This window comes from Halomonas sp. WWR20, assembly GCF_054602495.1.
Map to the genome: position 1 here is coordinate 327,618 of NZ_JBTRHR010000004.1, position 23,815 is coordinate 351,432.

Here is a 23,815-nt window from a genome sequence, read left to right on the forward strand (position 1 = left end):
CATGTCGCCTTCACGCTTGCTGGACCTTCATCCGACAGTGACCGCATCGCTCAAGCTGGCCATCGCCGGCCCGCTCTTCGGCGCCGCATTGGCCGGCGCTTCCGTCGCACTCGCTGACGAACGGACCGCAGACGAGCGTCATGTGCGCATTGCCGTCGACGTGCCCTACCCGCCGTTCGAATACCGCAACGCCGACGGCGAACTGGCGGGCTTCGAGATCGACCTGGGCAACGAGCTCTGCCGGCGCGCCGAGCTGGACTGCGAATGGGTCGTGCAGGGTTGGGACGGCATCATTCCCGGGCTGCTGGCGCGCAAGTACGACGCTATCCTGTCGTCGATGCGCATCACCCCTGCCCGCGAGCAGCAGGTGCGCTTCACCGAGCCCTATGCCATGTCGCCCAAGGTGTGGGTGGCGCGCGCCGACCACAGTATCGACCTGGCCCAAGCAGCATCGTTGGAAGGGCTATCGGTCGGCGTTCAGCGTGGCACCACCCAGGACAATTATGTCACCGAACGCTATAGCGACATCTTGGACATCCGCCGTTACGGTACCGCCGCCGACGCGGTACTGGATCTAGAGTCGGGGCGTATCGACCTGGCCTTCATCAACTATCCGGTGGCACTGGACACCCTGGACATCGACGAAAGCGATGCCAGGTTCGTCCAGGTCGGACCGCGCATCAACAGTCCCGAATCGATCTTCGGGCGTGGCAACGCCATCGCCGTGCGCCCGCGCGACGAAGCGCTCGCCGAGTCGCTCAACCGAGCGCTGGATAGCGTCTATGCCGACGGCACCTTCGTCGAGCTGATGGAACAGTACTTCGACTACGACCTGCGCCCTGCCTCGCGGCTGTAATGCCCCGCATCAGCGGGACACGTCATGAGTCATGTTCAAGAGGCACCGGCTGTCATTACTGTCCCGTTGGGCAGCGTGTCGTCGCCTACTGTATTGGCTGACCTGCAGACGGGACTGGCAGCCCTTCGCGCAGCCCCTGCATGCCGAAAGAGGATGCCATGACAGGGGCTTGAGTACGGATTAGCGTGCGATGACTCGCGCATTCAACGGCTGCAATGGCCGATTGTTGGGATGGCCCACGGCCTCGGCCAAGCTATCCATCTGCGCCCTGGAGGCCTGCACGGGCTGCTTCATGACCAGCCACCGCACGCCTTCGGTACATGGCGGCGTGGTCAACGAGCCATTGGCGCGATAATAACCGCGGTCATCCGGCAGCAGCGCCGTAGCGTCTATCCCCTCGAGCAGGGACAGGGCCTCGCCCTGCTGTTGCGGCACTTGATCCCAGGCATCGGCCAGTGCCGCATGCTCCTGGCCGCGCTCGAACATGACGGCAATCACGGCGAGATTGCCGTCATCGTCGGCATGTACCAGATGCCCTTCCATCGGATAACGTCTGCCATTGACCGCATGCTCGCTAGGCGTATGGAAATGAGCCTGCTTCAGCGAATAACGACGCCCCTCGAGCGATATCGCATTGCCCTGCGGGTAGTCGATCTGCAGCGCATGGCCGTTATTCACAATTTTCCTACTCTTTGCCCCATAGTGCACATGCAGTGCGGGCAGATCGCCATCCAGCATCCCTTCGAGATTAATCGGCGACTGGTTACTGCCGGCCTCGCACGTTGCAAACGCCGGGTCCAGCGCCCCCCAATGCGAGGGCCCATGCTCGCCGGCGTAGGACCAGGAGGTGCTGCCTGCGCCAAATGCCGGCAGCGCACCACTCAGCCCTGCCACCAGCAGGGAACAACCAAGGAACTTCTTTGCCATGGAGAATCCATTCCAGTTACGTGGATTTGCGGTTCAATGCGCCTGACCTCCGTCAGGATCGCCGCTTCAACGATACCGGATAAGATAGCTCTGACAATCACTTAGGTAATAGTTTGCCTTCCACGCCCGCTGCCGAATGCGTCACGTGACGGCCCTTTCGCAGCCGGAACCGACACCTTCAAGCAGACCGGAGATCAGCCCCCGGGCACCGCCCCGAAGCGGCCGCTCTGATAATCCTGCATGGCCTGGCGGATCTCCTCACGCGTGTTCATCACGAAGGGGCCGTGCGACACCACCGGCTCCTCGAAAGGCTCGGCATGGCCGAACAGCAGCACCGTCTCGGCGCGCGCTACGATACGGACCTCGTCGCCGTCATCGTTCAGCTCGATGAGATGATGGGACTCCAGAAGCGTGTCATCGAGACTCGCCTCCCCGCGCACCATGTACAGGAACACGCTGCGACCGGCCGGGGCCGGCAGCGTGACCCGCCCCCCGCTATCCAGGGCGACAGTCAGCATCGTGACGCCGGTCAGTGAGGCGATGGGGCCGGCATGTCCATCGAATTCACCGGATACCAGATGGATCGTGGCCCGGCCGCCGTCCGCCGCAATCGCCGGGATCTGCTCAGCCTGCACGCCGACGTAGGCGGGGGGCGTCATCTTCAACCGTGCCGGCAGATTGACCCATAGCTGGAGAATCTCCAGCGGGCCGCCGCGCCGCTTGAACGACTCGGGCGAGAGCTCGGCGTGGACAAGTCCCGAACCGGCGGTCATCCACTGCACGCCGCCGGCGCCGATCACGCTCTCGTGCCCTCCGCTGTCCCGGTGCGCCAGCTCCCCCTCGAGAATGAAGGTGACCGTCTCGAAGCCTCGGTGAGGGTGCGGCCCGAAGGGCAGCCCTTGATTGCCGGGCGGGTAAACCTGCGGTCCGTGATGATTGAGGAACAGAAACGGATCGAGCAGCTCGATCGCAGGGCCCGGCAAGGGGCGGCGGGTGATCAGATCGCCGATGTCGTCGCGGTAGGCGGGGTGCTGGCGCAGAATGGAGCGGTAAGGCATGTGGGGTCTCCGGGGCAGAAGCGTGGATCGGGCTGGGGCGATACCGCTCAGCGTCCGTCGAGAAAGGCGTGGATGGCGGCGAAGTCGTCCCGCCCGTGCCCAGCCGCCTTGGCGCTGGCGTAAAGCTCCTTGGCCAGATTGGCGAGGTACAGCGGTTGATTCTGCTCGTAGGCGGTGAGTTCGAGCAGATGCAGATCCTTGTGCATCAATTCCAGGGGGAACTGCGCCTCGTAATCATTGCTGCGGATCAGTTCGGCCTTGCCGGCGAGAAATGGCGCAGCCACCGGCAGCTTGGACAGCGTATCCATCAGGAAGTCCCTGGAGAAGCCGAGCTTCTCGCCGAGTACCGCCGCCTCGGAGTAGGCCAGCATCGATTGTGCCAGCAGTGCATTGACCAGCATCTTGAAGGCGGTGCCCTGCCCGATCTTGCCGACATGCATCACCTTCTTGCCCATGCACTGCAAGAGCGGCTCGATGCGCTCGAAGTCGGCCGTCTCGCCCCCGACCAGAAACGACAGTTCGCCGGCCTCGGCGGGTGGCTTGCTGCCCGCCACCGCCGCATCGACAAAGCGCAGTCCATGCGCGTCGGCACGCTTGGCCATCGCCACGCTGAAGGAGGGATTGACCGTGGAACAGTCGACCCACAACGCCCCCTCACGCATTGACGCCACGAACCCCTCCTCGCCGAACGCCACCGTCTCGACCACCTCGGGCGAGGCCAGCATGGTGAATACGATCTCGGCGTCGCGCACCGCCTGCGCGGCGGAATCCGCCGCTGTCGCTCCCGCCTCGGCCAATGCCTGTCTCGGCTGCGGCGAACGATTGTAGACGGTCAGATTCACCTCGGGATGCTGCATCAGGTTGCGCGCCATCCGGCTGCCCATGATGCCAAGCCCGATAAAGGCCACGTTCATGTCTCTCTCCTTGTATGACTGCTGACAAAAAATCCACCCTCACAAGCTGACGACCGACCGCTTGGCCGCATCGAACGATTGCGACTAGGCTTCAGCCTTCTCTAATAAGATCGGGCGTGAACGTTCAAGATAGTCAAAACTCTTTTCGAGGATAACCTCCCTACCCAAGGAGTCGTTGCATGGAACTGCGCAATATCGAGGATAGCGTCGCCGTCATCACCGGTGCCTCAAGCGGAATCGGCCAGGCCACGGCCAGCGCCCTGGCCAAGGAGGGCGTGCGCGTCGTGCTGGTCGCGCGCAGCGAGGACAAGCTGCGCGATCTGGCCGAGGAGATTGGTGAACGTGCCACGGTCAAGGCGGCGGACGTGGCGGATGAAGATGCGGTCGCCAGGCTGTTTAGCGAGATCCAGTCCGAGTTCGGCGGTGTCGACCTGCTGTTCAACAATGCCGGGGTCGGCTACAACAACCTGTTCGAGGACAGCACCCGCGAGGAGTGGCGCGCGACCATCGATGCCAACCTCTACGGCGTGCTCAACTGCACGCATCAGGCCATCCCGCTGATGCGCGGACGCGAAGGGGCGATGATCTCGAGTGTCTCCAGCGTCGGCGGCCGCTACGGTATCGCCGGGTGGTCTGTGTATAACGCCACCAAGTTCGCGGTGGTGGGTTTTCACGACGCCCTGCGCAAGGAGCTCGGCGGAGAGGGTATCCGCGTCTCGCTGATCGAACCCGGCGCGGTCTACACCAACTGGGGCCACAACGTGCCGGCGGAGAAGATGCAGGAGCGCCGCGACAAGGTGGAAGCCCTGCAGGCCGAGGACATCGCCAACGCCCTGACCTACGCCTTCGCCCAGCCGGGCCACGTCAATCTGCAGGAAGTGCTGATCATGCCGACCCGTCAGGTTTCCCCCTGATCGAATCGGCACAAGGAGCCCAAGTCATGCGCTACAAGAAATTCGGCAATACCGGTCTGTTCGTCTCCGAGCTCTGCCTCGGCACCATGACGTTCGGCGGCGAGGGAGAAATGTGGAGCCAGATCGGCGATCTGCAACAGGCCGATGCCGACAAGCTGATCGGTCGCGCCTTCGAGGCCGGCATCAACTTCATCGATACCGCCGATGTCTATTCCCAGGGCCGCTCGGAGGTCATTACCGGACAGGCCCTGAAGAACCTGAACATCGCGCGCGAGGAAGTGGTCGTCGCCACCAAGGTTTTCGGCGAAACCGGCCCGGGGGTCAACGCGCGGGGACTCTCGCGCTTTCACATCATGGAGGGCGTCAAGGCCAGCCTGAAGCGCCTGCAGCTCGATCATATCGACCTCTATCAGGTCCACGGCTTCGACGCGGCGACACCGATCGAGGAGACCGTGCGGGCGCTCAGCACCCTCGTGGAACACGGCCATGTCCGCTATGTCGGCGTGTCGAACTGGGCGGCCTGGCAGATCATGAAGGCGCAGGGCATCGCCGAGCGTCACGGGCTGGCGCGTTTCGAATCGCTGCAGGCGTACTACACCCTTGCCGGACGCGACCTCGAACGCGAACTCATCCCCATGCTCGACAGCGAGAATCTCGGTCTGATGGTGTGGAGCCCGCTCGCCGGCGGATTGCTGAGCGGCAAGTATGATCGCGACACCCAGGCCGAAGCCGGCAGTCGGCGTACCACCTTCGATTTTCCGCCAGTGGACACCGAACGTGCCTACGACTGCATCGACGTGATGCGCCAAATCGCCACGGATCGCGGCGTCTCCGTCGCCCAGATTGCGCTGGCCTGGCTGCTGCACCAGAAAACCGTCACCAGCGTAATCGTCGGCGCCAAGCGCATCGAGCAGCTCGACGACAATATCGGCGCTACCGAGGTGACACTGAGCGAAGACGAACTCGCCGCTCTCGATAAGGTCAGCGCCCTGCCGTCCGAATACCCCGGCTGGATGCTTGAGCGCCAGGGTGAGTACCGTCGCCGGCAGCTGGCCGAGGCCCAGAAGCGCTAGCGCGGCAGCGCTTCGCTCATCGCAGGAGATGCGTACTGCAAAGGGCCGCCCGGCTATCTAGCCGGGCGGCCCTTTGACGTTGACGCTCCGAACGCGCAGATCAGAATTCCAGGCAGATCTTACCGAAGTGGCGTCCCGCTTCCTGATGACGGAAGGCATCGGCGATCTCGTCGAGTGCGAACGAGCGGTCGATCACCGGGCGCAGGCCACCGGCCTCGATGCCACGCACCATCTCCTGCTGATGGATACGGCTGCCCACGATCAACCCCTGCAGCCGGGCCTGCTTGGCCATCAGGGCCGCGGTGGGCACCTCACCGCCGCGCCCGGTGAGCACGCCGATCAGCGAGATGTGTCCGCCGATGCGCACCGCCTCGATGGACTGCGGCAGGGTCCCCGGGCCGCCGACCTCGATGACGTGATCCACGCCGCGCCCGTCGGTCAGCTCTTTGACCCGCTTGCCCCACTGCGGCTCGGCCTTGTAATTCAGCGTATGCTCGGCGCCGAGTTGCTTGAGGCGCTCGATCTTTTCGTCCGACGAAGACGTGGCGATGACCCGCGCGCCCATCATCTTGGCGAACTGCAACGCAAAGATCGACACGCCACCGGTACCCAACGCAAGCACCGTGTCGCCGGCTTTGAGCCCGCCATCGACCACCAGCGCACGCCAGGCGGTGAGTCCCGCCGTGGTCAGCGTGGCCGCCTCGGCATGGCTGTAGCCCTGGGGGGCGTGGGTGAACCAGTGGGCCGGACGCACCACCTGCTCGCGGGCATAACCGTCGACACCGTCGCCGGGCGTGGTAGTGAAGTCCCCGACCCGCGCGGGACCATCCAGCCAGTGCGGGAAGAAGGTGGAGACGACCGCATCGCCAACTCTGAACTCCTCGACGCCCTCGCCGACCGCCTCGACCACGCCGGCACCGTCGGACATCGGAATGCGCCCGTCCGCGGTAGGCATGCCTCCCGAGACTACACCGTAGTCGTGGTAGTTGAGCGAGCTGGCGTGAATGCGCACCCGCATCTCGCCCGGCCCCGGCTCTCCGGGGGCATCCTGTTCTCCGACCTCGAGATGATCCAGCCCACCGGGTTTGCGTAGTGTGACGACCTTCATAGCGCTCTCCTCATCTGATTGACATGCTGCCCATACTAGTCAATGTCGGCCTACGGCGAGAGCTTCAGTATCGTCGCTAGCGTCTTTCCCGCTCAGCGGCCTTTAAACTGGCCAGTAGGCACCGCAGAGGAGAGATGAATGAAGATGACAATTTACCACGCCATGCTAGCCATTCTGCCTTTGGCCAGCCTGACGGCTTGTGGGCAACCGGACATCGCCAACAGTCACGCCACCACCACCACCGCGAACGACAAAACGACCTTCGCGCCAGCGGACTATCCGATCGAGCTGCATTACGACGACGCATTGCAACAGGTAAACGATCCGAGTTCGGGCTATTTCGACAACGGTCACTGGCAGGTCGACGACGATGCCCCCGGCGATCGACTCATTACCCTCTCCCTGCCCGATTCCGACGAGATTACCGGCGGCCTCTGGCGTTTGGGGGCGAGCCGCAATTCTGCAGCCGTGAATCACTGCCTGACGCCACCCGACAATGCTCAGACCATGTCCAGCGACACTACGATTGGGGGACAACCTTTCCATGGTTTCATACTGGGAGACGCAGGCATGAACCACTTTCAGCATGTCGAGGGTTACCGCGCCATTGTCGACGGCACTTGTTACGCCATCGATCTGATCGTGCAAGGCACTCACGGCGACGTCTACGATCCCCCTCGCCAGGCCCCCTTCTCTCAGGACGACGCGATGCGCATGTTAAGAGCCATTAACGACGGTATATCATTCTCCACCGGTTGACTGCGCGCTGTTTGATGTAGGGTAAATGAGCAAGCTGCTTACCGGAATCGAGGCGCACGCCCGCGAGCTGCTCGAGCGTCACCGCGACCAGCTGGATACGCTGGCCTCCACGCTGGAGCAACGCGAGACGCTGGAAGCCGAGGACATCGAACGCATTCTGGCCTCACCGGAGATGACCGGGCGGTGATGCCTAATACCAGTCCCGAACAGGATAAAGAAAACGTCCTGGCCTGCCCTAATCATCCTCTTCGTCGTCGCGTTCGCGCTCGCGGCGCTCGGCTTCCTCCTCCAGGGCATCGTCGATGACCGCCATCAGATTGTCGACGTCGACGTGGGTCGTATCGTGCTCGAAGCGCCCGGTGAGCTGGCTGTCCGGATGCAGCTCGCCGGCTTCATAGAGCGCCCAGATTTCCTTGCCGTAATCGGTGCTCAACAGCTCCGGGGCAAAGCGTCCGAAATAGGCTCGCATGTTGTCGACGTCACGCTCCAGCATCCTCTCGGCGCTGTTGTTACCCGCCGCATCCACCGCCTGCGGCAGGTCGATGATCACCGGGCCCTGGCGATCGAGCAGCACGTTGAATTCGGAAAGATCGCCATGCACCAGCCCGACGGAGAGCATGCGTACCACATCGGCAATGACCTGGGCGTAATACTCGCGGGCCTGTTGCTCGCTCAGCACCACGTCATCCAGCCGCGGGGCGGCGAATCCATCGGCGTCGGCGATCATCTCCATCAACAGCACACCATCGACGAAACCGTACGGCTTGGGCACGCGTACACCGGCTGCCGCCAGCCGATACAGGGCATCGACTTCGGCGTTCAGCCAGGCATTTTCCTGCTCCTTCTGCCCATAGCGGGTCTTCTTCGCCATCGCCCGGGCCCGGCGGGTGTTGCGCACCTTGCGGCCTTCCTGATACTCCACCGCCTGCTTGAAACTGCGCTGCTTGGCCTCCTTGAAGACCTTGGCGCAACGCAACTCCTCGCCGCAACGCACCACGAACACCTGGGCTTCCTTGCCGCTCATCAATTGGCTGACGACTTCATCGATCAGGCCATCGTCGACCAACGGTTGTAATCTCTTGGGGATTTTCATAACACCTTTAATAGGTCCTTCTGCTCGTCGCTCACCGGCTTTCGGATATATTCTGACATATTACGTCGCAAGCGTAGCTAACGCCCGACACGGCGTGCCCGAAACGAGCGCCCCTTCAGCTTGCCCGCACTGAGCTTCGCGAGTGCGACCTTGGCCACGTCGCGTCTGACGGCGACGTAAGCGCTGCGCTCAAGCACCTTGATCTTGCCCACTTGATCGCCGCTGATACCCTCCTCGCCGGTCAGAGCGCCCAGGATATCGCCGGGACGTACCTTCTGCTTCTTGCCCCCGTCGAGCTGCAGCGTGGCCATGCGTGGCGCAAACGGCGCACGTTCGAGCACGCTGCGCGGCGGCAGCGGCTCGGGATCAAGCGATTGCTGCAGAAACTCGCTCAACCGCGCCAGACGATGCTCCTCCTTTGCAGTGAACAAGGTGCAGGCCATGCCGCTACCGCCGGCACGCCCGGTGCGCCCGATACGGTGTACATGCACCTCGAGATCGCGGGCGATCTGATAATTGAAGACTGCATCCAGCGCATCGATATCCAGCCCGCGCGCCGCGACATCGGTGGCCACCAGGATGGAGGCACTCTTGTTGGCGAACATGACCAGCGTCCGGTCGCGGTCGCGCTGCTCAAGATCGCCATTCAGGGCCAGGGCGTTGAAACCGGAATCGCCCAAGGCTTCGGCGACTTCCTGCGTCTCGCGCTTGGTGTTGCAGAACACCACACTGGACTCGGGACGGTACTTGAGCAGCAGCAGGTGCAGTGCCTCGAACCGCTCCGCCTCGCTGGCGACCCGATAGAAGTGCTGACGAATGCTGGTGTCATCATGGGTCGAAGCGACTTCCACCGAGGCCGGATCGATCATCATCCGCTCGGCGATGGGGCGGATGCCCTCGGCGTAAGTGGCGCTGAACAGCAGCGTCTGCCGCGCCTTCGGGGCGGCACCGACGATGGCCTCCAGCGCGGCCTGAAAGCCCATGTCGAGCATGCGATCGGCCTCGTCCAGCACCAGCGTGTTGAGCGCGGCCAACGACAGCGTGCCCTTGCGTACATGCTCCTCGATTCGGCCCGGCGTGCCCACGACAATATGCGCACCATGCTCCAGCGAGCCCAACTGCGGACCGAAGGGCGTGCCACCGCACAAGGTCAGCACCTTGACGTTGGGCAGCGTGCGCGCCAGGCGTCGCAGTTCCCCGGCGACCTGATCGGCCAGCTCGCGGGTCGGGCATAGCACCAGCGACTGTACGCAAAAGCGCGCCACCTCGAGTCTTGACAGCAGACCGAGGCCGAAGGCCGCCGTTTTCCCCGAGCCGGTCTGGCCCTGCGCGATGACATCCTGCCCCGCCAGGATCAGCGGCAGGCTCTGGGCCTGAATCGGCGTCATGGCCTGATACCCCAGCGAGTCCAGGTTAGTCAGCAGCTCGGGCGCCAGCGGCAGGGAGGCAAAAGCGGCATCGGGGATAGGGTCAGACACGGCGGCGGTCCTGTAGGAGATGTTGGGACAGAGTAAGCGAACGGATTGCGATACAGGCTGAGCGAAGCGCCTGGGGGCAAGGCCTTGAGGCCCGGAAAAGAGAGAGGGATAGAATAACAGAGACGGCCCGCAGATGCCTGCCTCAGTCATCAATGCCCCAAAACCGGGCCCGCAAGCCCCCCCTGACGGATCAATCCCCACCGATCGGGCCAATATCGCTATCCCCTCTTTCGCTTGTTGAGTAAAATCCGGGCGTCGATGACAACGTAACAGGACAATGACATGGGTAGGGCCTTCCAGAACCGCAAGGAATCCATGGCCAAGACGGCCGCCGCCAAGACCAAGGTTTACAGCAAGTACGGTCGCGAGATTTACGTCTGCGCCAAGTCCGGCGGCGTCGATCCCAACGGCAACTTGGCGCTGCGTGGATTGATCGATCGCGCCAAGAAGGATCAGGTGCCCTCGCACGTAATCGACAAGGCCATCGACAAGGCCAAGGGCGGGGGTGGCGAAGATTATTCCGTGGCCCGCTATGAGGGCTTCGGGCCCGGCAACTGCATGGTGATTGTCGAGTGTCTCACCGATAACCCCAACCGCACCTTCGGCGACGTGCGCGCCTGTTTCACCAAGACCAAGAGCAAGATCGGCACCCAGGGCAGCGTGAGCCATATGTTCGACCACTGCGCCATCCTCGCCTTCAACGGCAGCGACGAGGAAGCCGTGCTCGAGGCGCTGATGGAGGCCGACGTCGATGTCACCGACCTTGAGAACGAGGAAGGCCGCATCACCGTATTCGCGCCCCATACCGAGTATGCCAAGGCCAAGCAGGCGCTAACCGATGCCTTTGGCGAGCTCGACTTCGAGGTGGATGAGATCCAGTTTCTACCGCAGACCGCCACCCCGATCGCAGGCGACGATGTGGCCCTGTTCGAGAAGTTCCTCGATATGCTCAACGACCTGGACGACGTGCAGAACGTCTATCACAACGCCGAAGTGGAAGAGCCGGCATAAGGCCTTCCTGTCCCGCTCCAGCTCTGGCATCAAGACATCCGCCGGCATTTCAGGCGCCGGCGAGATGTTTTGATGCCACCTCTCTCGGCACGCCTTAACCCAAGGCCGCTTTTGGCAATAATACCCTCGAGACGCTAGCCGACCTCCTACAGTAAGCTAGAGCCTGTCTGAACAGTGCCTGTGCATGCCCATACGGCATTAAAAATTGATGCTCGTTTACACTCTGCAAGTTCTTACGCGAGCCCGGTCCATTCTTTCGTCAATTTCTGCCTTGTCTGGCCACTGCTCGCTGACTTTTCAGACATAACCCAAGTCTTCATTTTATGTGGCGGAGCACAAATATGTTTCTTGTCTGCGGCGAGGCGTTGTTCGATTTCTTTGCGGAGTCCACGGCGGCCGACAGTGATGCGTCATCGCTGAGTTTCGAGGCCGTGGCCGGCGGGTCGCCGTTCAACGTGGCGATCGGGCTCAGACGGCTGGGACGTGATTCCGCATTGTTTACCGGGATATCCCACGATTTTCTCGGCCAGCGCCTGGTACGCGTCCTGGCTCGAGAAGCGGTGAACGGCGACTATCTCGTGCATCTTGACGCCCCCACTACGCTGGCGATGGTGGCACTCGATGCCGACGGCTCGCCGCAATATGCCTTCTATAACGATCGCGGGGCCGATCGCGGCCTGACGCCGGATGCCCTGCCTCATCTCGACGATGATGTGCGCGGCATTCACGTCGGCTCCTACTCGTTGGTGGTATCGCCCACCGCCGAAACGCTCCAGGCCCTGGTCGAGCGGGAAAGCCAGCATCGGCTGATCTCGCTCGACCCCAATATACGCTTGCAGATCGAACCGGATATCGCCCGCTGGCGTGAACGAATCGAGGCAATGGCGCGTATGGCGCACATCATAAAGGTCAGCGAAGAGGACCTCGAGACACTGTACGGCGGGCACGATGCCCAGACCATCGCCGCAGGATGGCTCTCCGAGCGCTGTGCACTGGTCATCATGACCCGCGGCGCCAAGGGCGTGAAAGCGTTTTCAGCCACTCATGGACATTCGACCCTGGACGCCTGCCCGGTCGAGATGATCGATGCTGTGGGGGCCGGTGACACCTTCCAGGCCGCCATGCTGTGCTGGCTCGACGAGCATGATCTGGCCTCGCCCGCCGGCGTGGCGGCGTTGAGCGCACCGCAGATCGAGGCGATGCTGAGCTTTGCCAGTGCCGCCGCCGCATTGACTTGCTCCCGGCGCGGGCCGGACCTGCCTCGGCGCGAGGAGCTAGCAGCCATCTGAAGCGTGAATTTAAAAAACCAGCGCCCGGGTTGACGCCGCTCGTCGGCGTCAGCTCGGCACGCACGCCCATCGGGCCAGGGCCTGCCACATCCCGAACGCTCTGGCGCCAGCAAAGATTAATCCTGCACTACAAGTATTGTCTGGCATTCATATCTCCCCCCGCTTGGCTAACCGGCAGCGTGCTGACTAATCTGAAAGATACAGGCCGGTTTGAGCCGTCGTACAGCGGTGGTGCCGGAATAGCGCTTTATCAAACAGGAGATTGAATCCATGCCCGCCAAATCCCAAGCCCAGCAGATGGCCGCCGGGGCCGCACTCTCGGCCAAGCGCGGCGAGAAAAAGGTCAGCGAGTTGGAAGGCGCCTCGAAATCGATGTACGAATCCATGAGCGAAGAAGAGCTGGAAAAGATGGCATCGGCTAAACAGAAGGGCAAGCCCGAGCACAACTCGAAATCCTGACGTCCTGGCACGCGAGCTTGTCGCGTTTAGCCAGGTCATCAACGTAGGGAAATCAAGCGCCGCCGGTACTTGCCGTGGCGCTGGGAATTGTTTGTGGACAAGTCATGTGTCCAGGCGTGGGGGCGGTATTTGTCGGCAGGAGTTTTTCATTAAAGGAAGCGGTGGGCTATTGTAGAAGGCAGCAGCTATTTTCTCACCAGCAAGAGATACATACATGGAAGTCAACGAGCATACCAGGAGCAATTCCGAGAACGCCTTGTCCAGACGCCAGCAGTTTACGCTGTTTGCGAGAAATTTTTTCAAGCATCCCAAAATGTTGGGCTCGATCATTCCGAGTTCCCCTGCGCTGGTCAAGCGTATGCTGAGCCACGTCGACTGGCAAAGAGCGCGCGTGCTGGTCGAGTACGGACCGGGGGTAGGCACCTTCACCAAGGAAATGCTACGCCAGATGCACCCCGACGCCACCTTGATCGTGCTCGAAACCAACGAAGACTTCGTCGAGTATGTCGGTCGCGCCTATCCTGACCCCCGGCTGCAGGTCGTCCACGGTTCGGCGGAAGACATTCAGGAAGTGCTGCGGCAAAGAGGTTTCGATGCGGTCGATTACGTGGTGGCCGGGATCCCGTTGAGCACCCTGCCCATCGCCGTCAAGGACAGCATTCTTCGCGCCACGCAGAAGGTGATTGCCCCGGATGGCGCCTTTCTGCTCTATCAGTTTTCGCCCAACATCCTGCCTCACCTGCAAAGAACCTTTTCCAAGGTGACCAAAAGCTTCGAGCCAATGAATTTCCTTCCCGCCCATTTCTACTACTGCGTGCCGTGATCTTCATCCCGGGCGGGAACCGAGAGGACTTGGCAGAATGGCTAACCAAAACGCCACCAGAGGGCTAGAATGACGGCCTATTTAACGAGGTGGCAGCAATGGTACTTATCGGGCGCTTCAATACGTTACGGGTGACCAAGCATACGGGGTTCGGGCTGTACCTCGACGGCGCAGATTATGGCGAGATCCTGCTACCCAAACGTTACATCCCCCGTGACCGACCCAGCGAGGTGGGCGACTGGCTGGAAGTCTTCGTCTACCTCGATAGCGATGACCGCGTCATTTCCACGACGCAGACACCCAAGGCCCAGGTAGGCCAATTCGCCAGTCTCAAGGTCGTGGCGCGCAACAATGTCGGCTTGTTTCTCGACTGGGGGCTGCCCAAGGATCTATTGCTGCCGCATTCGGAAGAGAAGCGTCCGTTGCAGGTCGGCGACGACTGCGTGGTCTATGTGTTCCTGGACAAGCGCACCCACCGGGTGACCGCTACCATGCGATTGAACAAGCATCTCAACACGACCCCGGCGCGCTATCACGTGGGCCAGCCCGTGGAGCTGTTGGTCACCGGCCCCAGCGACCTGGGTTTCAACGCCATCGTCGAACATCGGCACTGGGGCTTGATCCACAAGAACGAGGCCTTCAGGCCCCTGCGCAGCGGCATGCGTGTATCGGGCTTCATCCGACAGGTGCGCCCGGACGGCAAGATCGACCTCAGCCTGCAACCCCAGGGCGAACAGGCGACCAGTAACCTGAGCGAGCAGATTCTCGCCCAGTTGCGCGCGCATGACGGCGTCCTGTACATCAGCGACAAGAGTACTCCTCAGCAGATCACCAAGGCGTTCGGCGTCAGCAAGGCGACCTTCAAGAAAACGCTTGGCGGGTTATACAAGCAGGGAACGATCATGATCCATGCCGACCGCATAGAGCTGTCGCGCTAGCCAGCGGCGTCGCATCAAGCCTAACGGCCCTGCCTTTCGTCGCGGATATTCGGCCCTATGCCTTGCGATCATGCGCCGACACCGCCCCGTGCTTTATAATACTTTTTGCTTACCACACACTTCGTTTGGATGTGACCGTCAATGTCCCAGTCAACGCAACGCCCTCTCTACATCGTGCATTCGGGCCCCACCCTGCTCGAAACCCCGCTGCTCAACAAGGACAGCGCCTTTACCCTCGAAGAGCGTGTCGCCTTCAATCTCGTCGGCTTGCTGCCGCAGACCGTCGAAACCATCGAGGAGCAGACCGAGCGCGCCTATCAGCAGTACACGCTGCAAACCAGCGATCTTGATCGTCACATCTACCTGCGTTCGATTCAGGACAGCAACGAGACGCTGTTCTTCCGTTTGCTGGAGAGCCATCTCGAGGAAATGCTGCCGATCATCTATACCCCGACGGTGGGCGAAGCCTGTCAGTCGTTCTCGCAGATCTATCGCTCGCATCGCGGCCTGTTCATCTCCTATGCCGACCGCGAGCATCTCGACGACATTCTCCACAGCGCCACCAAGGACAACGTCAAGGTCATCGTGGTCACCGACAGCGAGCGCATTCTCGGCCTCGGCGACCAGGGCATCGGCGGCATGGGCATCCCCATCGGCAAGCTCTCGCTCTATACCGCCTGTGGCGGTATCAGCCCGGCCTATACCCTGCCCATCGTGCTCGACGTGGGCACCAACAACCCCGACCTGCTCGCCGATCCGATGTACATGGGCTGGCGTCACGAGCGTATCAGCGGCGACGAGTACTATGAGTTCGTCGACCAGTGCCTGCAGGCGATGAAGCGGCGCTGGCCCAACGTGCTGCTGCAGTTCGAAGACTTCGCCCAGGGCAACGCCATGCCGCTGCTCGACCGCTACCGCGACCAGCTGTGCTGCTTCAACGACGATATCCAGGGCACTGCCTCGGTCGCGCTCGGCACGCTGCTCGCTGCCTGCAAGGCCAAGAACGAGAAGCTCTCCGAGCAGCGCGTGACCTTCGTCGGCGCCGGGTCGGCCGGCTGCGGCATCGCCGAACAGATCGTCGCGGCGATGACGTCAGAGGGCCTGAACGAAGATCAGGCGCGGGCACGCGTATTCATGGTCGACCGCTACGGACTGCTCACCGACGACATGAGCAACCTGCTGAACTTCCAGCGCAAGCTGGCCCAGAAGCGTGCCGATCTCGACGATTGGGACAACAACAGCGGCGATCTGGCCCTGCTCGACGTGGTACGCAACGCCAAGCCGACGATCATGATCGGCGTTTCCGGTCAGCGCGGCCTGTTCACCGAAGAGGTGATCAAGACCATGCACGAGCACTGCCCGGCGCCGCTGGTCATGCCGCTTTCCAACCCCACCTCGCGGGTCGAGGCGACACCGCAGGAGATTCTCACCTGGACCCACGGCGATGCGCTGGTCGCCACCGGCAGCCCGTTCCAGCCGGTCGTGCTCGGCGAGAGGAAAATCCCCATCGCCCAGTGCAACAACTCCTACATCTTTCCCGGCGTCGGCCTCGGCGCGATCGCGGTCAAGGCCACGCGTATCACCGACGGCATGCTGATGGACGCCGCCCGTGCGCTGGCCGACTGTTCGCCACTCGCCCTTGAAGGCCACGGCGCCGTGCTGCCGCCGCTCAGCGACATCCAGCACGTCAGTAAGCTGATCGCCTTTGCCGTCGCCAAGCGCGCCCAGGAAGATGGCGTAGCGCTCAAGACCAGCGATGACGAGATCCATGCAGCGATCGAGCGGAACTTCTGGCTGCCGCGCTATCGCAGCTATCGCCGCGCCTCCTACTAAGCCGGCCGACCCAAGCTTTGTCTAAAAAACCGACGAGCGATGCTCAGGTAAGGCAAAAATCAGCGAAAGGACGGACTGGGCTCGCACGCGAGTTTACAAGGCGTAAATGAGTACCTTTGAGTCGATTTTTAACGCCACATGAGTGAATGCAGATATTTTTCAGACAGAGCGTAAGCCTTCCGGATCTTCCGGAAGGCACCTTCCTTCACGTTTGCCAAGAGTCCACCAGGACACCGCCATGCCGATTCTCCACAGTATCGTTCACCGACTCGACAAGACTTCCGACGATCAGCCCGCCACGCTGCAGTATGCCGAAGCGGCCATGACGGCGTCGCCGGCCCTGGACGATCTACTGGCGAGTCTCAACACCAGCTATCACGCCAAGACCAAGGCCTGGGGCTATTTTTCAAGCGACGCCGGACACGCCACGTTCGCCGCCGAGCTTGCCGCGTATCTGGCCGGGACAACGGATTTCGTCGCCTTCACCCGCCAGGCGGCGGAAGGTCTCAAGGCACTCATCGACGCCAACCTCTCCGTCGGCGGGCATCTGCTGTTCGTCCACACCCGCCAAGGCGACACCGAATATCTGAACCTGGCGCTACTGCACCACCGCGACGGCTTCGGCATCGACGCCTCGCTCAACGTCGCTCCTGCGCAGCAGCTCAACCTGAACCAGCTGACCCTGGCCGCGCGAGTCGACCTGACCCAGATGCAGGCCGGCAGTTCCCGACAGTACGTGTCTTACAATAAGGATCGCGGCGGCAAGAAACTCGCCGAAGGCTTTCGCGAATGGCTGGGATGCGAGGAAGGCGTGGATTCAAGCAGCGAAACGCGCACCCTGCTCAAGGCTTTCAGCGACTACGTGGAAAGCGAGGACCTGCCCGAAGAGCAGAGCCGCGAGAAGACCGATGCCCTGATCGACTACGCCAACACCCAGGCGCGCAGCGGCGAGTCCATCACTCTGGACGAACTCTCGGGGCTGGTCGACGAGCAGCAGCCCAAGGCGTTCTACGACTATATCCGCAACAAGGACTATGGCCTGTCGCCGGAGATTCCGCCGGACAAGCGCACGCTGCAGCAATTCAAGCGTTTTACCGGCCGCGCCAGCGGCGTCTCGATCAGCTTCGACTCGCACCTGCTGGGTAACAGTATCGAATACGACGCCGAACACGACCGGCTGATCATCAAGAAGGTGCCGGGACAGTTGAAGGAGCAGATCAAGGGGCGGCGGGAGTAATCATGCGGTCCGCGGCGTACCGCCTGAGTGCGTCATTCTTTCAGGAAGGCGGCATTGATTCGCCGAAACCACTCATCGAGTTCATCGCGCGAGGCGCGTCGACGCGCTTCCGAACCGCCATAGCCGACTTCCACCTCGCCATCGGCGACGCGCTGCATCACCGAGTCGGCAAAGTCGTCGACCGGCGCGCCCTCGGCATGAATGCCTACACCGCCCAGATCGGTATTGACCGCCGGTGGAGCAATCTCGATCACCTCGATGGACGTATTGGCCAGTTCGCCACGCAACGACAGCGAGAAGGAGTGCATGGCGGCCTTGGTGGCGGAATAGACCGGCGCAAACAGCCCCGGCACGAACGCTAGCCCTGAGGAGACGTTGATGATCGCTGCACGCGGCTGCCGGCGTAAGTGCTCGAGTACCAGCGAGCAGAGGTGCACCGGTGCTTCGAAGTTGACCGTGATCTCCTGCTGACGCTCGGGCCAGGGCGCATCATCGGACGAGAAGCGCTCGCGCCGCTGCAGCCCCGCATTGTTGACGAGAACGTTGAGCGTTGGAAACTCCCGCGTCGCCCATGCGATCAGCGCCTCACGCCCGGCCTGACTGGCCACGTCAGCGACGCGAATGTGCAGCTCGGGATGCTGCGTCTGCGCCTCGCGCAGTTTGTCCTCGCGACGCCCACAGATGATCACCTCGCTGCCCGCGGCGAGAAAGCGCTGGGCGATGGCCAGCCCGATGCCGCTGCCGCCGCCGGTGACCAATACGGTATTGCCTGAAAGATTCATCGCTTCACCCGATAGTCGGAATAGTCGAAATAGCGGATGAGAACAGCGCAGTGCACTCACCCATATGCGTTAAAACGTCAGTTCGAAGTTGTCTTGCCGCTCGTGGCTTTTCAGCCAGAGCTCAGTGCACTCCCCAATAGCGCGGCTTGGCAATGCCCGCCAGCTCGCGATTGGGAATGACCAGCTGTGGCTGACCGGCGGCGTAGGGCGCAATGTCGTAGACGTTGTATTTGACCACCCATGCCTGCTTGAGCGGCGCCACATTACGGGTCTCGCTCAACGGCCAATTCTCGGCGAATTCAGCGTCCGCTCCGGTTTCCTGCAGCCAGCGCTCGTGGGCACGCACCAATGCCTGCCGGAACGCCGCCTCCCGCCCGGCAATAAGCATATCCTCGAGACCCACCACGCGCCCCAGGCGCTCGTCGATGACCATGAACTCGGTCAGTGGCATGCCATGCGCGCCGCCGGTATAGACATAACTGTTCAGTTCGATAACCAGCAGATCGTCATGCTGGGCGTAGACCTTGGCATCGAGATTCGCTTGATAGGCGGGCAGCTCGGATATGGCCTCGCGGGTGGACTTGGCCTGCGCAAAGAAGGCCTGCGCATAGTGTTCCCAGGTATCGCTCGGGTAGGGACGTTCGCCATCGGTGATGCCCGAGGCCATGCTCAGAAGTTCCGTCCTCAGCCGCTCGGACAATCCTGGCGAGTCGGGAAAGCGCAACGCATTGACCCGCACCTCGGCGCAGCTCGCCTGCGGACAATCGTGCTCCACATGATGCGCCTCGAGTGGCCGGTAGGCGATGCCCTCCGGCTCGGGCTCCGTTATCTGCGACTGGCACCCCGCGAGTGCCGCCAGCCCCGCCGATGCGAGTAAATATCGAAACGACACCGCGTTCCTCCCCTGTAGCGCTAAACCGCTGTCTGCTGATCGATGCGTGACTGGTGGGCTGCCTGCCGTCCCTCCTTGCCGCTGCGTCAGGATAGCCTCGGACACCTCGCCTGTCGCCTGCACTGTTCCGCGTGCAGAAAACCTGTATGCTGGCCTTGCAACATCTTCAAAATACGGAGCAACAGACACGATCGATCATTGATTCCAAGCCAGCACGGGAGATTCTCATGAAGGTCTATAAGCCTGAATGGCGGTGCACGTTTAACGTAAACGATAGTGCGGAAGAATCGGCCAGCTGGAAGCAGCGTATCGCTTGGCAACTGCGGGAATTCGCAGACAAGCTGGACGGCAGCGGAAGAACGGTAAAGATCGATTGCAACGTGACCCCGGCAGTGAGCCGCGAGGATCTGGATATCTGCCTCGGCAAGGGCTTCGAAGTGACCCAGAGCCTGCTCACCCAACTCGCTCATCAAGCCGCCTGCGAAGACGTCATGCGCGATGCCAAGGCGGAGCTTTTCGAGGAAGAGCGATAGGCGTGAGTGTCTGACGTACCTGTATAGCTGTCTCGACACCCCATCCAGCCAAGGGCTTGATGGGGTGTTGTTCGTTCAGACACGGCGATGCCGTCTCGGACATCGCCTGCCTGATCTTTTGCCTCTCAATCGCTGTAGATACCCGGTGCGCCGGATTGATGAAATTCCCAGCATTGGTGGATGTCCTCGGCCAGGGTACGTCCCTGCGATAAGGGTGGCAGATCGTCGAGGGCGAAGAAATCGGCGGCATCGGTCTCGTTGTTGGCGACGAATTCGCCGCCTTGGTGATCGCACAGGTAGAACAGCTTGTAGATGTGATCCGGCGATACCGGTGTATAGGGATGCAGGCTGCGATCCTTGAGCATCGCCAGGCGCGGATTGCCGGCGCGATGACCCGATTCCTCGATGATCTCGCGCAGCACGCAGCTCGACGGCCCCTCGTTGACATCCGCCCAGCCGCCCGGCAATGCCCAGCGGCCATCCTTGATCTCGCGAACCAGCAATACCCGGTCGCGCTCGAACACCGCGCCGCGCACATCCACCTTGGGCGTGGCATAGCCGGCATCGGGAATGATGAAATTCTCGACGCGCTCGATCGGCACCTCGCCCAGCACCGCAAACATCTGGTTGGTCAGTGCCTCGAGCTGTCGGTAGCGTTCGAGCTCGTACTTGTTATCGGTGTAGGTCTGTCCCGTCTGGGCAATCGAGCGAAGTTGTTTGGCGAAGGTAACCCAATCGTGTGGCATAGATTTCATCCTGTCTGATAAATGCGCCGTACGTCGGCTGCAGATCGATCCTCTTAGCCGTATCCTGACACTATTGACTCGAATACAGGACACAGGCGATGACCGAACGTACGATCGATTGCTGGCTCACCGACATGGATGGCGTACTGATCCGCGAAGACCGGGCCCTGCCCGGCGCGGCCGAGCTGATCGGGCAGTGGCGCACGACGGGCACGCCCTTTCTCGTGCTCACCAACAATTCCATTTATACGCCACGCGATCTGAGTGCGCGCCTGGCGCGCGTCGGCCTCGACGTTCCCGAAGACCGCCTATGGACTTCCGCCCTGGCCACCGCCGCCTTCCTGCACGATCAAGCCCCCGGCGGTTCGGCGTTCGTGATCGGCGAGGCCGGGCTGACCACGGCGATTCACGGAGCCGGCTTCGTGATGACCGATGTCGCCCCCGATTTCGTGGTGCTCGGCGAGACCCGCACCTACTCCTTCGAAGCGATCACCCGGGCGATCCGGCTGATCAACGACGGCGCGCGCTTCATCGCCACCAACCCCGACGTCACCGGCCCCAGCCCCGAAGGGCCGCTACCCGCCACCGGCTCGGTGGCCGCGCTGATCACCGCCGCGACCAAGCGCGAACCCTATTATATTGGCAAACCCAACCCGATGATGTTCCGCTCGGCGATGAACAAACTGGGCACGCATTCGGAGCGCACCGGCATGATTGGCGATCGCATGGATACCGACGTGATCGCCGGCATCGAGGCCGGTTTACATACGGTACTCGTGCTGAGCGGCATCTCCACGCGCGAAGACGTCGAGCGCTACCCGTTCCGTCCGCGGGAGATTCTCGATTCGGTGACGGATCTGCTGGCCTAGATCAAAAAGACGCCACGACCTTCAGACGAGATAACGACGAAACCGGCCGATCGTTTGCGACCAGGCGATGCGCCCCAGGCCCTGACACCATTTGGCACACTTGGATCTCCTGCGCGCTGCACCGGCTGGCACCCTTTCAGTCACCGGCACGCGACGGCGATGTTTCTGCGGTCGCCGTGTCGATGCGCTCGCCCTCGCTACGGCCGATGATCGCCGTGCCGACCAGATCGCCGGTGACGTTGAGCGCCGTACAGCCCATGCCGACCAGCGCGTCGATGGCGGTAAGCAGCGCCACCGCCTCGATCGGCAACCCCACCTGGGAAAATACCGTGGCGATCATCACGATCCCCGCGCCGGGCACTCCGGCGGTGCCCACCGAGATCAACGTGCCCACCGCCACGATCTGCAGCATGCTCGTCCAGTCCAGGGGAGCGCCTACCACGTTGGCGGCGAACACCGCCGAGATGGCGATGCGAATCGCCGCACCATCCATGTTGAGGGTCGCGCCCAGCGGCAGGCTGAAGCCGTATAGGTTACGCGGCAATCCCAGGCGTTGCGCGGCATCGAGCGTCAGTGGCAGCGTGCCCGAGCTGCTCTGAGTGGCGAAGGCGGTCGCCATGGGTGTGCGCGCCTCGCGGAAGAAGGCCAGCAGCGGCACGCCGAAAAGCCGCATCAGGCCGATATACACCAGCAGATGGACCCCCAGGGCCACGTACAGCACCACGACCATGTCGCCGAGCGCCAGCAAGGTGTCGACGCCCTGACTCGCCACAGTACCGGTGACGATGGCGAACACCCCGATCGGCACGTAATGCAGGATGCCGCCCATCACCTTGAGGGTCACCGCGTTGAGCGCCTCGAACACGCCATAGAGCCGCTCGCCCAATTCGCCCTGCGACTCGGATCGGCGCAGCCGCGCCAGAGCCAGGCCGAAGACCAGCGCGGTGAAGAGGATACCCAGTAGATCCTGCCCAGCGAAAGCGGCGACGATGTTGTCCGGCACGATGCCGAGCATCACCTGCAGAATACCGGGGTTGTCGGGTACCGACATCGAGGCTGCGCTACCCAGCGTCATGCCCTCCCCCGGCGAGAACAGCGTGGCAACCAGCAGCCCCACGCCGATGGCCAGCGCCGACGTCGCCAGATAATAAAGAAACACCTTGCGTCCGAGCCGCCCCAGGCTACCGGCCTTCCCCTGGTTGACGCCCACGATCAGGGTGAACAGCACGATAGGCAGGATGATGAACTTCAACAGTCGCATCAGCAGATCGCCGAGCGGTGACAGCACTTCGGCGACACTCGGCCCGCCGATCAGACCGACCACCACGCCGAGCACCAGAGCGATGGTTACCCGCATGATCAGTGAGCTGTCGCGGTAGCCCCGCCACAGGGGCGTTACAAACGATGTCATATATCAGGCCTCCGCCAGGCAAAGACACCACTGACCAATGATCGCCGGCCAATCGTGTGGTCGTCCGAGGCTGTCGCCCCGAGTTCTCATCAGAGCAATATAGTTCGTTAACTATTAGATTTACAAAGATTTTGCACCTTTTCGTCAGCCGCAAAGGAGCATGCCGCAGACGAGAGGTCAGGCAAAACCGCGTTGGCGCGCAGCACCGTTGATTTCGATGACGGTGGCGATTTCCGACACCTTGTCGATGTTGGCGACAGCGTTGACGGCAATGGCTAGATCAGTATTGCGGTATTTGACAAGGGGTTGCATATCAATAAAAATGCGAATCAGTATCATTTATGTTGACTATGGTGCCCCATGAACGCAGAGCGCTCCCAGCTGTACTACACCTGTGTCTTTCTGCATGTCTCCTTCCAGACCATCCAGGCCTCGGTAGCGGCCTCGTCACGGGAAGACGACACGCCATGCTGGCTGGATGCGCAGATGCTTCAGATGCTCTCCCGTGAACTGAGGCGCTGCCGCCAAGAGGCCGCCCCCTTCACGGAGGTCAGCCAGGCGCTGGATGCCGCCATCTATCACTGCGGCCTGTTGATGGCGCAATGCCCCGCCTCGGTCAATCGCCGGCTCTGCCAGCATCATCTCGAGGCGATCATGTCGCCGCTCAAGCTCGCCACGGCCCGGTTGTCCGGCGAAGCCAACCGGGCCACGACCCACCAGCCCTCCTCTGCCGGTCAGAAGCTGCGTAGCTGGTTGGGTTTGTAACTCTCCCCGTCAGGAGTGATAAAAAACCTGCCTCACATGGCCAAGCT

General features: G+C 62.0%; 26 protein-coding genes. 15 read left to right on the forward strand and 11 right to left on the reverse strand.

The window, feature by feature from the left end:
* The first annotated feature begins 1 nt into the window (after position 1).
* Entirely contained in the window at positions 2–856 is an 855-nt protein-coding gene (locus ACW4DH_RS10010) for a transporter substrate-binding domain-containing protein (RefSeq protein WP_459636249.1), read from the forward strand.
* 180 nt (positions 857–1,036) lie between these two features.
* On the opposite strand, the gene ACW4DH_RS10015 is transcribed toward ACW4DH_RS10010, so the two are convergent.
* From ACW4DH_RS10015 to ACW4DH_RS10025, 3 genes are all read right to left on the reverse strand, one after another.
* Positions 1,037–1,783 (reverse strand): carbonic anhydrase, encoded by a 747-nt coding sequence (locus tag ACW4DH_RS10015; protein ID WP_459636250.1) that lies wholly within the window; start codon positions 1,781–1,783, stop codon positions 1,037–1,039.
* A gap of 194 nt (positions 1,784–1,977) precedes the next feature.
* Complete coding sequence (locus ACW4DH_RS10020; protein ID WP_459636251.1) at positions 1,978–2,841, reverse strand: pirin family protein; 864 nt, start codon at positions 2,839–2,841, stop codon at positions 1,978–1,980.
* A 47-nt stretch (positions 2,842–2,888) separates the two neighbouring features.
* On the reverse strand, positions 2,889–3,755 hold the full coding sequence (locus ACW4DH_RS10025; protein ID WP_459636252.1) for an NAD(P)-dependent oxidoreductase: 867 nt from the start codon (positions 3,753–3,755) through the stop codon (positions 2,889–2,891).
* 179 nt (positions 3,756–3,934) lie between these two features.
* Between ACW4DH_RS10025 and ACW4DH_RS10030 the strand changes: the two genes are divergently transcribed.
* Positions 3,935–4,669: an SDR family oxidoreductase gene (locus tag ACW4DH_RS10030; RefSeq protein WP_459636253.1), complete on the forward strand. Its 735-nt coding sequence runs from the start codon at positions 3,935–3,937 to the stop codon at positions 4,667–4,669.
* A 26-nt stretch (positions 4,670–4,695) separates the two neighbouring features.
* Positions 4,696–5,742: an aldo/keto reductase gene (locus tag ACW4DH_RS10035; protein WP_459636254.1), complete on the forward strand. Its 1,047-nt coding sequence runs from the start codon at positions 4,696–4,698 to the stop codon at positions 5,740–5,742.
* 100 nt (positions 5,743–5,842) lie between these two features.
* Here ACW4DH_RS10035 and ACW4DH_RS10040 read toward each other — a convergent pair whose 3' ends face one another.
* Positions 5,843–6,850, reverse strand: coding sequence for a zinc-dependent alcohol dehydrogenase family protein (locus ACW4DH_RS10040; protein WP_459636255.1), 1,008 nt, complete (start codon positions 6,848–6,850; stop codon positions 5,843–5,845).
* A 138-nt stretch (positions 6,851–6,988) separates the two neighbouring features.
* Between ACW4DH_RS10040 and ACW4DH_RS10045 the strand changes: the two genes are divergently transcribed.
* Positions 6,989–7,609: a hypothetical protein gene (locus ACW4DH_RS10045; RefSeq protein ID WP_459636256.1), complete on the forward strand. Its 621-nt coding sequence runs from the start codon at positions 6,989–6,991 to the stop codon at positions 7,607–7,609.
* Between the two features lie 25 nt (positions 7,610–7,634).
* Positions 7,635–7,796: a hypothetical protein gene (locus ACW4DH_RS10050; RefSeq protein WP_459636257.1), complete on the forward strand. Its 162-nt coding sequence runs from the start codon at positions 7,635–7,637 to the stop codon at positions 7,794–7,796.
* Positions 7,797–7,844: 48 nt separating this feature from the next.
* On the opposite strand, the gene ACW4DH_RS10055 is transcribed toward ACW4DH_RS10050, so the two are convergent.
* On the reverse strand, positions 7,845–8,702 hold the full coding sequence (locus ACW4DH_RS10055; protein ID WP_459636258.1) for a PA4780 family RIO1-like protein kinase: 858 nt from the start codon (positions 8,700–8,702) through the stop codon (positions 7,845–7,847).
* Between the two features lie 77 nt (positions 8,703–8,779).
* Complete coding sequence (gene dbpA, locus ACW4DH_RS10060) at positions 8,780–10,180, reverse strand: ATP-dependent RNA helicase DbpA (RefSeq protein ID WP_459636259.1); 1,401 nt, start codon at positions 10,178–10,180, stop codon at positions 8,780–8,782.
* Positions 10,181–10,462: 282 nt separating this feature from the next.
* Between dbpA and ACW4DH_RS10065 the strand changes: the two genes are divergently transcribed.
* The 7 genes from ACW4DH_RS10065 (at position 10,463) to yejK (ending at position 17,770) form a co-directional block, all read left to right on the forward strand.
* A complete protein-coding gene (locus ACW4DH_RS10065; RefSeq protein WP_459636260.1) occupies positions 10,463–11,191 on the forward strand; it encodes a YebC/PmpR family DNA-binding transcriptional regulator in 729 nt (242 codons plus the stop codon).
* A gap of 341 nt (positions 11,192–11,532) precedes the next feature.
* Complete coding sequence (locus tag ACW4DH_RS10070) at positions 11,533–12,480, forward strand: carbohydrate kinase family protein (RefSeq protein WP_459636261.1); 948 nt, start codon at positions 11,533–11,535, stop codon at positions 12,478–12,480.
* A 270-nt stretch (positions 12,481–12,750) separates the two neighbouring features.
* The gene (locus ACW4DH_RS10075; protein ID WP_459636262.1) at positions 12,751–12,939 is read left to right on the forward strand and encodes a DUF3008 family protein; all 189 of its coding nucleotides are present in this window, start codon (positions 12,751–12,753) and stop codon (positions 12,937–12,939) included.
* 214 nt (positions 12,940–13,153) lie between these two features.
* Positions 13,154–13,762 carry a class I SAM-dependent methyltransferase gene (locus tag ACW4DH_RS10080; RefSeq protein WP_459636263.1) on the forward strand — a complete coding sequence of 203 codons (609 nt, stop codon included), beginning with the start codon at positions 13,154–13,156 and terminating at the stop codon, positions 13,760–13,762.
* 98 nt (positions 13,763–13,860) lie between these two features.
* Positions 13,861–14,700, forward strand: a complete 840-nt coding sequence (locus ACW4DH_RS10085) for a CvfB family protein (protein ID WP_459636264.1) — start codon at positions 13,861–13,863, stop codon at positions 14,698–14,700.
* 141 nt (positions 14,701–14,841) lie between these two features.
* A complete protein-coding gene (locus ACW4DH_RS10090; protein ID WP_459636265.1) occupies positions 14,842–16,533 on the forward strand; it encodes an NAD-dependent malic enzyme in 1,692 nt (563 codons plus the stop codon).
* Between the two features lie 238 nt (positions 16,534–16,771).
* Positions 16,772–17,770 (forward strand): nucleoid-associated protein YejK, encoded by a 999-nt coding sequence (gene yejK, locus ACW4DH_RS10095; protein ID WP_459636266.1) that lies wholly within the window; start codon positions 16,772–16,774, stop codon positions 17,768–17,770.
* Between the two features lie 32 nt (positions 17,771–17,802).
* Here yejK and ACW4DH_RS10100 read toward each other — a convergent pair whose 3' ends face one another.
* Together ACW4DH_RS10100 and ACW4DH_RS10105 are read right to left on the reverse strand one after the other, a co-directional pair.
* Entirely contained in the window at positions 17,803–18,552 is a 750-nt protein-coding gene (locus ACW4DH_RS10100) for an SDR family oxidoreductase (protein WP_459636267.1), read from the reverse strand.
* A gap of 121 nt (positions 18,553–18,673) precedes the next feature.
* Positions 18,674–19,444, reverse strand: coding sequence for a DUF3298 and DUF4163 domain-containing protein (locus ACW4DH_RS10105; protein ID WP_459636268.1), 771 nt, complete (start codon positions 19,442–19,444; stop codon positions 18,674–18,676).
* Between the two features lie 227 nt (positions 19,445–19,671).
* Here ACW4DH_RS10105 and ACW4DH_RS10110 point away from each other — a divergent pair, with 227 nt between their 5' ends.
* Positions 19,672–19,977 carry a hypothetical protein gene (locus ACW4DH_RS10110; RefSeq protein WP_459636269.1) on the forward strand — a complete coding sequence of 102 codons (306 nt, stop codon included), beginning with the start codon at positions 19,672–19,674 and terminating at the stop codon, positions 19,975–19,977.
* Positions 19,978–20,102: 125 nt separating this feature from the next.
* Here ACW4DH_RS10110 and ACW4DH_RS10115 read toward each other — a convergent pair whose 3' ends face one another.
* Positions 20,103–20,723: an NUDIX hydrolase gene (locus ACW4DH_RS10115; RefSeq protein ID WP_459636270.1), complete on the reverse strand. Its 621-nt coding sequence runs from the start codon at positions 20,721–20,723 to the stop codon at positions 20,103–20,105.
* Between the two features lie 98 nt (positions 20,724–20,821).
* Between ACW4DH_RS10115 and ACW4DH_RS10120 the strand changes: the two genes are divergently transcribed.
* Positions 20,822–21,592 carry an HAD-IIA family hydrolase gene (locus tag ACW4DH_RS10120; RefSeq protein ID WP_459636271.1) on the forward strand — a complete coding sequence of 257 codons (771 nt, stop codon included), beginning with the start codon at positions 20,822–20,824 and terminating at the stop codon, positions 21,590–21,592.
* A 136-nt stretch (positions 21,593–21,728) separates the two neighbouring features.
* Here ACW4DH_RS10120 and ACW4DH_RS10125 read toward each other — a convergent pair whose 3' ends face one another.
* Together ACW4DH_RS10125 and ACW4DH_RS10130 are read right to left on the reverse strand one after the other, a co-directional pair.
* Complete coding sequence (locus tag ACW4DH_RS10125) at positions 21,729–23,003, reverse strand: dicarboxylate/amino acid:cation symporter (RefSeq protein ID WP_459636272.1); 1,275 nt, start codon at positions 23,001–23,003, stop codon at positions 21,729–21,731.
* Positions 23,004–23,180: 177 nt separating this feature from the next.
* Positions 23,181–23,342, reverse strand: coding sequence for a hypothetical protein (locus tag ACW4DH_RS10130; protein ID WP_459636273.1), 162 nt, complete (start codon positions 23,340–23,342; stop codon positions 23,181–23,183).
* A 21-nt stretch (positions 23,343–23,363) separates the two neighbouring features.
* On the opposite strand from ACW4DH_RS10130, the gene ACW4DH_RS10135 reads away from it, so the two are divergent.
* Positions 23,364–23,768: a hypothetical protein gene (locus tag ACW4DH_RS10135; protein WP_459636274.1), complete on the forward strand. Its 405-nt coding sequence runs from the start codon at positions 23,364–23,366 to the stop codon at positions 23,766–23,768.
* The last annotated feature ends 47 nt before the right edge of the window (positions 23,769–23,815 follow it).